Below are 12,212 nucleotides of genomic sequence, written 5' to 3' on the forward strand. Positions count from 1 at the left end.
ATGTGCCGCCGTCTTCGCGAGCAGGCTCGCTCCCACAGGTCTTTTTTGAATCAGACGACAGGTTGCACTGCCGGGTTTACGAGCGAATCCATGCCCTTGTTGCGTGAGTCGTTGGGGCCGAAGACGTTGCCCGGTTCCGGGAACAGGCTCAGCAGGGTCAGGTACACCAACGACGCCAGGCCCAGGGTGACCGGCAGGCTGATGTCGATACCGCCAGCCATCTCGCCCAGGGGCCCGACAAACTGCCCAGGCAGGTTGACGAAGCACAGGCCCACCAGTGCGCTCGGGATCCAGGCCCCCAGGCCGCGCCAGTTCCAACCGTGGTTGAACCAGTAGCGACCGCCTTTCTCGCCGCGGGTGAATACTTGCAGGTCATCCGGGCAATAGAAGCCGCGACGTACCACCAGGCCGATGATCATGATCACCATCCACGGTGTGGTGCAGGTGATGATCAACACGGCGAAGGTCGACACGCTCTGCACCAGGTTCGCTGCAAAGCGCCCGATGAAGATGAAGGCAATCGACATCACCCCGATCAGCACGGTCGCCTTGACCCGCGACAACAGGCGCGGGAACACGCTGGACATATCCAGGCCGGTGCCATACAGCGACGTGGTGCCCGTCGACATGCCCCCGATCACCGCAATCAGGCACACCGGCAGGAAGAACCAGGTCGGTGATACGGCCAGCAGGCCGCCGACATAATTATTCGCGGCAATGTAGTCCGGTGCCTTGATCGCGACAATGGTCGCGGTCGCAAGGCCGAACAGGAACGGGATCAGGGTGGCCGCTTGTGCCAGGATCACCGCCAGCATCAGCCGGCCCTTGGAGGTCTTGCGCGGGATGTAGCGTGCCCAGTCGCCGAGGAACGCGCCGAAGGATACCGGATTGCTCATGGCGACCAATGCCGCACCAATGAACGCGGCCCAGAACCCTGGCTGCCCCATGGCGACGGTGCCGGCATAGTGGCTGTCGAATGCCGGGGCGAAGGCGAAGATGCCCAGCAGGAACAGCAGGCTGGACGCCCACACGGCGATGCGATTGACCCACAGCATGAAGCGGAAGCCGTAGATGCACACCGCCAGTACCAGGATCGCGAACATGCCATAGGCCAGGCCCAGGGTCAGGTCGGTTTCCGGCAGGTCGATCAGGCGCTTGGCCCCGCCGACCAACGCATCACCGGAACTCCACACCGACAGTGAGAAGAAGGCGATGGCGGTCAACAGCGACAGGAACGAACCGACGACCCGGCCGTGCACCCCAAAGTGCGCGCCCGAGGACACCGCGTTGTTGGTGCCGTTGATCGGGCCGAACAGACCCATGGGGGCCAGGATCAACGAGCCGACCAACACGCCCAGGACAATGGCCCAGACGCCGGCTTGAAAGGACAGGCCGAACAGCACCGGGAAACTGCCGAGTACGGCGGTGGCGAAGGTGTTGGCGCCGCCGAAGATCATCCGGAACAAGTCCAGGGGGGCTGCGGTGCGCTCGTGGTCCGGGATCTGTTCGACCCCGTTGGTTTCGATGTTGCTGAGGCTAAGGCTAGGTTCTTTGTTGTTGTTATTCATGATCAGCTCCGATCATAAAGGCGCGCTCATCGTGCGTGAGCGTCACCTGTCTTGGCTAAGGGGTGGGCAGCCTTTGCGGCATCGCCGACAAATGTTCATGGCAGGCCAGCCAATGGCCCTGGGGTTGTTGGCGAAACACAATGGTTTCGCGCTCTTGGCTAAAGTGTTGCTCCCCTTGCATGCGCAGCGTTGTCGCCACGTCATGCACGAAAATCGCCACGTCCCCTTGCACGCTGACGAAGGCATTGCCCGAGGTGCACGACAGCACCTCAAAGCCTTCTTCAAGGCGCCAGTTGTCCCACAACACCTGATAGGCATCGCGCGACAACAGAGGCTTGTCGAGGGTGTAGAAAACGAAGCTGGCGTCGCTGGTGAAAGCGCCGAAGTAAGCTTCGCGATCGTTGCGTTCGAACGCCGACACCAGTTCGGCGGCGGCGTTGAGTACCTGGTCGTGTGCGTTCATCGTCAACCCTCAGCGGTGAGTCACGCCCGGCAGTACGCAGAGCATTTCGTACAGCAGGTTGGCGCCCAGCAGCGAGGTGTTGCCGGTGGTGTCGTACGGCGGCGAGACTTCTACCAGGTCGCAGCCGATCAGGTCCAGGCCTTGGCAGCCACGGACGATCTCGATGGCCTGGATGGTGGTCAGGCCACCGATCTCCGGGGTGCCGGTGCCTGGCGCCCAAGCCGGGTCGATACCGTCGATGTCAAAGCTCAGGTACACCGGGCCACCGCCGACTTTCTCGCGCACTTCAGCCATCAGCGGCGCCAGCGACTTGTGCCAGCACTCTTCGGCCTGGACCACACGGAAACCCTGCTTGCGGCTCCAGTTGAAGTCTTCGGCGGTGTAGCCCTGGGCGCGCAGGCCAATCTGGACCACGCGGTCGCAGTCCAGCAGGCCTTCTTCGACGGCGCGCCGGAAGGTGGTGCCGTGGGCGATCTTCTCGCCGAACATGTGATCGTTGACATCGGCGTGGGCGTCGATGTGCACCAGGCCAACCTTGCCGTGCTTTTTATGGATCGCACGCAGGATCGGCAGGGTGATGGTGTGGTCGCCACCGAGGGTCAGCGGGATCACGTCGTGCTTGAGGATTTCATCGTAGGACTCTTCGATGATGCGCACGGCGTCCAGCAGGTTGAAGGTGTTGATCGCCACGTCACCGATGTCGGCGACCGACAGCGAATCGAACGGTGCGGCACCGGTGGCCATGTTGTACGGGCGGATCATTACCGATTCGGCGCGGATCTCGCGGGGCCCGAAACGGGTGCCGGCGCGCAGCGAAGTACCGATGTCCAGCGGGATGCCAACGAAGGCAGCGTCCAGGCCGGCGGCGGTTTGCAGGTGGGGAAGTCGCATCATGGTGGCGATGCCGCCGAAGCGCGGCATTTCGTTGCCGCCCAGTGGTTGGTGAAGAATTTTGTCCACGGGTAGGGCCTCATCATCATTTGTTTTATTTATGGGGTTGCTCAGCGCATACGGGAATGCACAGGCACCTGTTGGCGCCGATTCTGCGAAATGTAGTGCGGCAGAAGAATCGCTACCGGCAAATACTTAGTTCAGATTTTTCTAAACTAATGAGGTGAGTCGGATTAGACTTCACGCCCAATAGCGATGCGCTGTAGGGGCAGGCCGGTTCGCGGGCAAGCCCTAATGCCAGTCAGTTAAGGCGCCAAACCTGTGGGAGCGAGCCTGCTCGCGAAGACGGCAACACAGCCAACATCTCCGTTGACTGACCTACTGCTATCGCGAGCAGGCTCGCTCCCACGTGGGTTTCGCTTAACTGACTGGCATTAGGGCAAGCCTCGTTCCTACAAGCACCCACCGTCTGTAGGCGCGAGGCTTGCCCGCGAAAGAGTCGCAACATCCCACATGATGGTTGACTGTACCGCCGCCTTCGCGGGCAAGCCCGCTCCCACGGGGAGGGTGTCGCAACCACTGTTCTGGCAACGCGGGTTCACCTGATTATTGAGCGGAGATCGTAGATTCCATGGCCAATGCTTTACCCGACCTGAAACTATTGCGCATCTTCGTCAGCGTGGTACGCCATCAGGGGTTCGCCAATGCCCAGCACGAACTCAACCTCTCGACCTCGGCCATCAGCACCTACATGAGCCAGCTTGAGACCGCCTTGGGGTTGGTGCTGTGCCACCGTGGGCGGGGTGGGTTCAGCCTGACCAGCAAAGGCGAGTTGTTCCACCAGGAGACCTTGCGCCTGCTGGGCGAGCTTGAAGGCTTCGAGCAGTACGCCGCCGCGCTCAAGGGCGAGCTGCGCGGCACCCTCAACCTCGGGGTGATCGACTCGACCGTCAGCGACAAGGCCTTGCCATTCGCCGAAGCCATTGGTGCCTACACCCTGGAACACCCCGCGGTGCATTTGCACTTGTCGGTGATGAGCCCGTACGAGTTGCAACTGGGCGTGCAGGACAACCGCCTGGACCTGGCCATCGGCGCGTTTTCCACGCGCATGAGCAGCCTGGTGTACATGCCGCTGTACCGTGAGCAGCACTGGCTGTATTGCAGCAGCCGGCACCCGCTGTTCACCGAGCGGCGTATCCCCGAGCAACTGATCACCCAGCAGCGCATGGTCGGGCGTGGCTACTGGAGCCAGGCCGAGCTGGCGCGTCATGGCTTCAAGCACAGTGCGGCGACCGTGGACAGTATGGAGGCGCAATTGATCCTGGTGCTGTCGGGTGCCTACATCGGCTATTTGCCCGAGCACTATGCCCAGGCCTGGGCCGACAAGGGCGACTTGCGGGTGCTGCTGCCGGCCACCTTCGGCTACCAGGCGCCGTTCTCGATGATCGTGCGCCGGGGGCGAAGTCGCGAGCCGTTGATCCAGACCTTTCGTGACCTGCTCAAAGCCCAACTGAATCAGGCCTGACCATGCCCAGAATCCAATGCCCGCGCTGCCTGCGCCCACACACCCATTGCCTGTGCTCATTGATCCCGAGCCTCGACAGCCGCACCCGGGTGCTGGTGCTGCAACACCCCAGCGAAGTGAACCATGCGTTGAACACCGCGCGGCTGGCAGCGCTGGGGCTGAACAATGCCCAGTTGATCGTCGGTGAAGTCTTCGAGGATCTGCCGGCGTTGCTCAATCTGCCGGGTTATCAGGCGCGCTTGTTGTTCCCCGCCGACGATGCGCAGCCGTTGCAGGCCTATGCCGAGGGCGATCAACCCCTGTTGCTGGTGGTCCCGGACGGCACCTGGCGCAAGGCGCGCAAGTTGCTGCACCTCAACCCGCTGCTGGCGGCGTTGCCGCGGGTGACGTTGGCCGAGGGCGGCGTCTCGCGTTATCGGTTGCGCAAGGCACCGGGGCCCGGGGCATTGTCGACGGTGGAGGCGATCGCGCAGGCGTTGCAGGTGCTGGAGGCACCCGTATCGTTCGAGCCCTTGCTCAAACCGTTCGAGGCGTTGATCGCGGGGCAGATCGAGGCGATGGGGCAGGACACGTATCAGCGTAACCATGGGGATCAGTGAGTGAGCCTCTTCGCGAGCAGGCTCGCTCCCACAAGGGGCTATGTCGTTGTGGGAGCGAGCCTGCTCGCGAAAGCCGCCGCCGACTAGCGCTCGCGCATCGCCTCGGTCCGGGCCTTCAGCACCGGCTTGAGCAGGTAGTCGAGCACGCTCTTCTCGCCGGTGATGATGTCCACGGTGGCGACCATGCCCGGAATGATCAGCAGCGGCTTGGCGTCGCCACCCAGGTGGTTTTTGTCGGTGCGCACCTGGATCAGGTAGAAGCTGTTGCCCTTGTCGTCGGTGATGGTGTCGGCCCCGATCAGTTCCAGCTTGGCTTTCAGGCCGCCATAGATGGTGTAGTCATAGGCGCTGAACTTGACCATGGCGCGCTGGCCGGGGTGCAGGAAGGCCACGTCTTGCGGGCGGACCTTGGCCTCGATCAGCAGGTTGTCTTCCAGGGGCACGATTTCCACCATGTCGCTGCCCGGCTGGACCACGCCGCCGATGGTGTTGACCTTCAGTTGCTTGATCACCCCGTGTACCGGCGACACCACGGTGGTGCGGGTCACGCGGTCATCGATGGCGATGCTGGTGGCTGTTATTTTTGACAGGTCGGTGCGCTTCTGGTTGAGCTCCTTGGCCGCGTCCGAACGAAAGCTCTGCACCGACTCATCCAGCTTGCTCTTGATCTCGTTGATCGCCGATTCGGCCCGGGGAATGGCCAGGGTGGTGGCATCGAGCGAGCCGCGAATCTCCACCGCACTGCGCTTGAGCCGCAGGATCTCCACGGGCGAAACGGCGCCCGTGGCCACCAGCGGCGCGGACATGTTCATCTCCTGGTTCAACAGCCCAAGGCTGGAACTGTATTGCCCCTGCTTGGAGCGGAACTCCGCCAGCTCCTGGGTCTTTTGCCGCAGTTGCTCCGTCAGTGTGCGTTGTTCGCTGGCCAGGCGGCGCTGGCGTTGGTCATACAAGGCGCGCTCGTCCTCGGCCACCTGGGGCGCTTTGCTGATCACGTCGGCGGACAGGTTCAGCGCCCGGCCCTCGGCCTCGGCCGAGAGGCGCTCGACCTGGGCGGTCAAGGCGTAGCGGTCGGCCTCGCTCTCGCCCTTGTTCGACAGGAACCGGGTGTCATCCAGGCGCAACAGCGTTTCGCCCTTGTCCACCATCTGCCCTTCGTGGACGAAAATCTCGGTGACGATCCCGCCTTCGAGGTTCTGGATCACCTGCACCTTGCTCGACGGAATCGCCTTGCCTTCGCCCATGGTCACTTCCTGGAGCACCGCCAGCTTGGCCCACACCAGCGCGGTAATAATCAGCGCGGCGGCGAGCCACACGGTAATGCGCGACAGGCGCGGCGAGTCCTGGAGCGTGGCGTCGGCCGTCTCGGGCATGAACTCGCTTTCGGCACTCTTCTTGAAGCTGGCGAAGTAGCCGCGTGGTTCTTCTGAGGATGGAATTGACTCGGACATGAGCGACCCCTAGACAGCCGCAGAGCCGACACGGCCCTTGCGCAGTGCATCGATAACCGCTTCTTTCGGGCCGTCGGCGACGATCCGTCCGTTGTCCAGCACCACCAGCCGATCCACCAGGCTGAGCATCGACGTGCGATGGGTGACGAGCAGCAAGGTCTTGCCCTGGACCACGCCATGGAGCTTCTGGCGCAACTGGTCTTCGCTGCTGTTGTCCATGGCGCTGGTGGGTTCGTCGAGCACCATGATCGGCGGGTCCAGCAACAGCGCCCGGGCCAGCAGCACGGCCTGGCGCTGGCCGCCGGACAGCAGTTGGCCGCGTTCACCCACCGGGCGGTCGAAACCATGGGGGTGCTGGCGGGCCAGTTCGGTGACGCCGGTCAGCTCGGCGACTTCGAGCATCCGCGAGTCGCTGATGTAGCGCGCGCCCAGGGTCAGGTTGTCGCGCAGGCTGCCGGCCAGTAGGGGCAAGTCGTGGGCAACGTAGCCAATTTGTTGGCGCAGGTCGGCGATGTCCAGTTGCCGCAGGTCCAGGCCGTCAATCAGCAACTGCCCTTCGTCCGGCGTATAGAAGCCCATCACCAGGCGGGCCAAGGTGCTTTTGCCCGAGCCGCTGCGGCCGATGATGCCGATGCGCTCGCCGGGTTTGACGCTGAAGCTGACATTGGCCAGGGCTGGCGCCGGTTGGCCGTTGTAGTGGAAGGTCACGCCGACCACGTCCAGCGCGCCCTTGAGTTGGGTGCGCTCCAGGGGCTGCTGCCCGGTATCGCGCTCCTGGGGCAGGGACATCAGCGCATCGGTGCTTTTCATGGTCAGTTGGGCTTGCTGATAGCGGGTGATCAACCCGGCGATCTGCCCCAGCGGCGAGAGCACACGGCTGCCGAGCATGTAGGTGGCCACCAGGGCACCGACGCTGAGGTTGCCGGCGATGATGCTGTAGACCCCGGCGACGATGGTCGCCATCCCGCACAGTTGTTGGATGAACAGGGTGCCGTTGGTGGCCAGCGCCGAGAGATTGCGCGCGTGGCTGTCCAGGCGGGTGAGGGCGCCGTGGGTGCTTTCCCAGCGGTGCTGGCGCTCGCTCTCGGCGCTGCAGGCCTTGAGGGTTTCCAGGCCGCCGAGGGTTTCAATCAGCAGCGCCTGGCGTTCGGCGCCCAGGCTCAGGCTCTTTTGCACGGTGTCACGCAGGCGCATCTGAATCACCATCGCAAAAACAATGGTGATCGGGAACGCCAGCAGCGGGATCAGCACCAGCCAGCCGCCGAGCAGGCCGATCACCACCAGCATCAGGACGGCAAACGGCAGGTCGATCAGGCTGGTCAGGGTCACGGCGGTGAGGAATTCGCGCAGACCCTGGAAGTCGTGGATGCTCTGGGCAAAGCCGCCGATGGTGGTCGGCCGGGCCTTCATCGACATGCCCGTGATGCGCTCGAACAAGGTTGCCGAAAGGATCACGTCGGTCTTCTTGCCGGCCGTGTCCAGCAAGTGCGCACGCACCACCCGCAGCACCAGTTCGAAGCCGGTGCCGATGAACAAACCGATGGCCAGCACCCACAGGGTCGACGTGGCCTGGTTCGGCACCACGCGGTCGTAGGTCTGCATGACGAACAGCGGCACCATCAGGCCCAGCAGGTTGATCAGGAAACTGGCCAGGATCGCGTCGCTGTACAGCCAGCGCGACAGCTTGAGGGTGTCGCGAAACCACGCCTGCACCCGTGGCACCAGGGGCGAGCGCAGGTCTTCGAGTTCATGTCGTGGCCGGGCGAACAACGCCTGGCCACTGTATTGCGCGGCCAACTCCGCGCGGTCGACCCATTGCTCGCCACCTTCGGCCTCGCTGGGCAGGATCAGCACCTTGCCGTCCTCGCCAAAGCGGCGCAGGACCGCGCAGTGGCCATTGTTGAGCAGCACCATCAGCGGCAGGTTGAGCGCCGAGAGGCTATCGAGGTCACGGCGCAGCACTCGCGCCTGTAATCCGGCGCGGGCGGCGGCGCGGGGCAGCAGGTCCAGGGTCAGTCGTTGGTGTTCCAGGGGCAGCCCGGCACTCAGGCTGCCGCGGCTGACGGTGCAGCCGTGCAGTTTGCAGAGGATGAGCAACCCGTCCAGCAGTGGATCATCAAAGCTCAGGCGCGGGTCAGCGCCGGTGGTGCCGGGTTCCATGCTGGTCAAGTCGAACTTCCCCCATGAATGAGCCTGCTACTAGCGCATCGCTGGTAGACGGGCTTCGCTTTTGACTTCGCTTTGAGCAATGGCTTCGGCCGGAACCACCACTTTGCTCTTGGTCAGCAGTTCACCCATGTTCGCCAGGACGCGGTACATGGAAAACTCCTCGGTGTAGCGCACCTCGGTGTAGCGGCGGTTGGCGTTGTACAGCTCGTTTTCACTGTCCAGCAGGTCGAGCAGGGTCCGTTGGCCGAGGCCGAACTGGTCCTGGTAGGCGGCGCGCACGCTCTTGGTGGTTTCCGCGTATTCACGGGCAGTCGGCGTTTGTTTCTTGGCGTTGACCATGGCGTTCCAGGCCAGCGTGATGTTCTCGTTGAGCATGCGCAGGGCGTTGTTGCGGATGTCCATGGCCTGGTTGACCTTGTGCGCGTCAGATTGCAGGCGCGCCTTGTCGCTGCCGCCCTTGAACAGGTTGTAGTTCATGACCACGCCCACGCGCCATTCGTTGTCGTGGCCCAGGTCGCCCTGGATGTTGTCGTTGGCGCCCACTGCCGCCTCGGCATCGAAGCGTGGGTAGAACGGCGACTTGGCCACCTCGTATTGGCTCTGGGCAGCATTCACGTCGGCCTGGGCCGATTTCAGGTAAGGGTTGTTGTCGAGCATCGTTTGCTTGGCGTCCGGCAAGGCGCCGGGGACTTCACCGCGAACCGACGGCAGCGGCTCCAGCTCATCGGGCATGCGCCCCACGGCACTGTAGAAGTTGGCCTCGGCATCGGCCAGGTCGACGTTGGCGGTGTCCAGGTTGTTCTCGGCCAGGGCGCGACGGGCCTTGGATTGATCGAGGTCGGCGTTGCTGCCCACACCACGCTGGGTGCGCATGCCGATCTGGTCGTTGACCCGCAAGTGCGCTTGCAGGTTGTTGGTGGCCAGGGTCACCAACTCACGGCGCTTCTGCACGTCCAGGTACACCTCGATGGTGCGCAGGGCCAGGCTCTCGGCGGTGCCGCGGGTGAAGTAGGCACGGGAGTTGACCACCGATTCGGTGCGCCCGACTTCATTGGAGGTGTTGAAACCGTCAAACAGCATTTGCCGCAGGCGTAACTCCGACTGGCCGTACCACTGGGTCTCGGTGTTGTGGCCGCTGGAAGTCAGGCCGCGGGTGGTCGAGTTGTCGCTGTAGCCGCGGCCGTAGCCGGCGTTCAAGTCCAGCGATGGATAAAAGCCCCCTTTGGCGACCTTGACGTCTTCATCAGCTGACAGACGGTTGCTCTCGCTGGCCAGCAGTTCCGGGTGGGTGTCCAGTGTGCTTTGGATCGCCTCGGTCAATGACATCGCCATGACCGGTTCAGTGCAGGCCATGGCCAGCAGGATCGCGCTGCTGAGGGGGGTAAGAAGGCGCATAGGTAAATCTCCCTGACTCCAAATGTTGCTCTATTGTCGTCAATAAAATGACGTTATTTATCATGCAAACCGTTTCAGGCTTGTAACAACAGAGCTAAGAACATCCTGAGCGGAAGCTAAGAAGGGTTTCTCATAAGGCATATGCCAAAAAAAACTTATGCGCTCTTAAAAAACCAGCACATTGTTCAACGCGAAAGCCACGTTTTTATTAGCTCGAGGTGGCTTTCGAATCCCAGTATTGATTTTTTCAAGGCGTGGAGAGGTGCTGGAGGGGATGGAGGCTGCGCGGTTTTATTGGTGACAATATTTTGTCACTTGCCTGGTAAAGGCCTGTAGCGTCACTCGTCCAACCCCAGCGTGCTTTCTCTGCACAACCCAGGTGCCGGTGGATATCGGCAGCGGAGGACGTCACATGGCAACGCTCATCGGAACCGTCAGTAAGGTCATTGGTCAGGTCTTCGCCCAGGGGGCGGATGGCACTCGGCGCGCCCTGGTCGAGGGAGACCGATTGTTCAACGGTGATCAACTGGTGACCGGTGCCGAAGGCGCGGTGGCCGTGCACTTGCAGAACGGCCAGGAACTGACGCTGGGGCGTGACAGCAGCCTGCAGATGACCTCGCAGTTGCTGGCCAGCCAGGCCGGGCATGTGAATGCACCGGAGGCGGTGACGCCCACCGAAGCGACGCTGACGGATGTGCAGCAACTGCAAAAAGCCATTGTTGCCGGCGTCGACCCGACCCAGGCTGCCGAAGCCACCGCTGCCGGCCCCAGCGCCCCTGGCACGGGCACTCCCGGCGCGGTTGGTGGTGGGCACACCTTTGTCATGCTGCAAGAGGTGGCCGGGCGCGTCGATCCGGTGATTGGTTTCCCTACGGCGGGGTTCAACGGCATTCCCGAGTTCGTGCCGGAGCGCCATGACGCCGTGCTGCGGGAGGGTGACGACACACCGGCGGTGGTGCCGCCGGTTGTCGTGCCCCCCGTGGTGAATCATGAGGTGACCCTCACGGGCCTGTCGGTGGAAGGCGGCGAGTTGACCCTCAATGAGGCCAACCTGGCGCAAGGCTCGGCGAACAACCCGGCGGCGCTGACCCAGAGTGGCACCTTCAACGTATCGGCCGCCGATGGCCTGTCGAGCCTGAACGTGGGCGGCATCAGCGTGGTCAGCGGTGGCGTGGCGGCCGGCTTCCCGCAATCGATCACCACCACGTTGGGCAACACCCTGACCATCACCGGCTATAACCCGACGACGGGCGTGGTCAGCTATAGCTACACCCTGGTGTCCAACGAAGCCCATTCCGCCGGTGACGGCAGTAACAGCCTCAGCGAACATTTCACGGTCGTCGCCACGGATACCAACGGTGATTCGGCGACCAACTCGCTGGACGTCAACATCACCGATGACGTGCCTACGGCAGTCAACGACAGCCACGAAGGCATCGCCTCGGAAAGCCAAACGAGCCTCACCGGCAACGTGCTGGGCAACGACGTGCAGGGGGCTGACCGGGTAGCCGCGGGCCCGATCACGGCGGGTACATTCACCGGGACCTATGGCACCTTGGTCCTGGCCGCCGACGGTACGTACACCTACACCGTGCACAGCACCGACCCTGCGTTTTTGGCGCTCAAGGGCAATGGCACCGAAACCTTCACCTACACCCTGACCGACGCCGATGGCGACCAGAGCACCGCCAACCTGGTGCTCAACGTGCACAACAACGACGATCCGGTGACCCTCGGCGGCATCAAGCTCGAAGGCAGCGACCTGACGGTCTACGAGAAAAATCTGCTGCAGGGCAGCGCCCCGAACGATGGCGCGCTGACCCAGAACGGCACCTTCACCGTGACCGCCCCGGACGGCCTGCAGACCCTGACTGTGCAAGGCATCAAGGTGATCGATAGCGGTGGGGTAACGCTCTTCCCGCAATCGATCACCACCGCCTTGGGCAACAAGCTCACGATCACCGGCTTCGATGCCAGCACTGGGGTGGTCAGCTACAGCTACACCCTGAACGGCACTGAAACCCATAGCGCTGGCGGTGGCACCAATAGCTTGGGTGAACAATTCACCGTGACCGCCTCGGACGGTGATAGCGGCGCGACCAGCACGACGACGGCGACGATCCACGTCAACATCGTCGACGACGTGCCCAC

The 12,212-nt window shown here is 63.0% G+C and carries 9 protein-coding genes; 3 read left to right on the plus strand and 6 right to left on the minus strand.

What is annotated here, in order from left to right; all coding sequences use genetic code 11:
* Nucleotides 1-50: 50 nt before the first annotated feature.
* The 3 genes from BMW74_RS02955 to speB are packed head-to-tail and all read right to left on the minus strand — an operon-like array spanning nucleotide 51 to nucleotide 2,991.
* Nucleotides 51-1,568: a purine-cytosine permease family protein gene (locus BMW74_RS02955; protein ID WP_093413365.1), complete on the minus strand. Its 1,518-nt coding sequence runs from the start codon at nucleotides 1,566-1,568 to the stop codon at nucleotides 51-53.
* A 55-nt stretch (nucleotides 1,569-1,623) separates the two neighbouring features.
* Entirely contained in the window at nucleotides 1,624-2,031 is a 408-nt protein-coding gene (locus BMW74_RS02960; protein ID WP_093413368.1) for a YybH family protein, read from the minus strand.
* Nucleotides 2,032-2,040: 9 nt separating this feature from the next.
* Nucleotides 2,041-2,991, minus strand: coding sequence for an agmatinase (gene speB / locus BMW74_RS02965; protein ID WP_093413371.1), 951 nt, complete (start codon nucleotides 2,989-2,991; stop codon nucleotides 2,041-2,043).
* 562 nt (nucleotides 2,992-3,553) lie between these two features.
* On the opposite strand from speB, the gene BMW74_RS02970 reads away from it, so the two are divergent.
* A complete protein-coding gene (locus tag BMW74_RS02970; protein WP_093413374.1) occupies nucleotides 3,554-4,447 on the plus strand; it encodes a LysR family transcriptional regulator in 894 nt (297 codons plus the stop codon).
* Nucleotides 4,448-4,449: 2 nt separating this feature from the next.
* Nucleotides 4,450-5,046 (plus strand): tRNA-uridine aminocarboxypropyltransferase, encoded by a 597-nt coding sequence (locus BMW74_RS02975; RefSeq protein WP_093413377.1) that lies wholly within the window; start codon nucleotides 4,450-4,452, stop codon nucleotides 5,044-5,046.
* An 83-nt stretch (nucleotides 5,047-5,129) separates the two neighbouring features.
* Here BMW74_RS02975 and BMW74_RS02980 read toward each other — a convergent pair whose 3' ends face one another.
* Genes BMW74_RS02980 through BMW74_RS02990 form a run of 3 tightly spaced genes read right to left on the minus strand, consistent with a single transcriptional unit; the run spans nucleotide 5,130 to nucleotide 10,061 of the window.
* Complete coding sequence (locus tag BMW74_RS02980) at nucleotides 5,130-6,497, minus strand: HlyD family type I secretion periplasmic adaptor subunit (RefSeq protein WP_093413380.1); 1,368 nt, start codon at nucleotides 6,495-6,497, stop codon at nucleotides 5,130-5,132.
* Nucleotides 6,498-6,506: 9 nt separating this feature from the next.
* Nucleotides 6,507-8,666 carry a type I secretion system permease/ATPase gene (locus BMW74_RS02985; RefSeq protein WP_093413383.1) on the minus strand — a complete coding sequence of 720 codons (2,160 nt, stop codon included), beginning with the start codon at nucleotides 8,664-8,666 and terminating at the stop codon, nucleotides 6,507-6,509.
* A gap of 30 nt (nucleotides 8,667-8,696) precedes the next feature.
* On the minus strand, nucleotides 8,697-10,061 hold the full coding sequence (locus BMW74_RS02990) for a TolC family outer membrane protein (protein WP_093413386.1): 1,365 nt from the start codon (nucleotides 10,059-10,061) through the stop codon (nucleotides 8,697-8,699).
* Between the two features lie 412 nt (nucleotides 10,062-10,473).
* Here BMW74_RS02990 and BMW74_RS02995 point away from each other — a divergent pair.
* On the plus strand, nucleotides 10,474-12,212 hold a 1,739-nt coding region (locus BMW74_RS02995), incomplete at its 3' end, for a retention module-containing protein (RefSeq protein WP_139208359.1).

Origin of the sequence: Pseudomonas sp. ok272 (assembly GCF_900109995.1) — a bacterium.
GTDB lineage: Bacteria > Pseudomonadota > Gammaproteobacteria > Pseudomonadales > Pseudomonadaceae > Aquipseudomonas.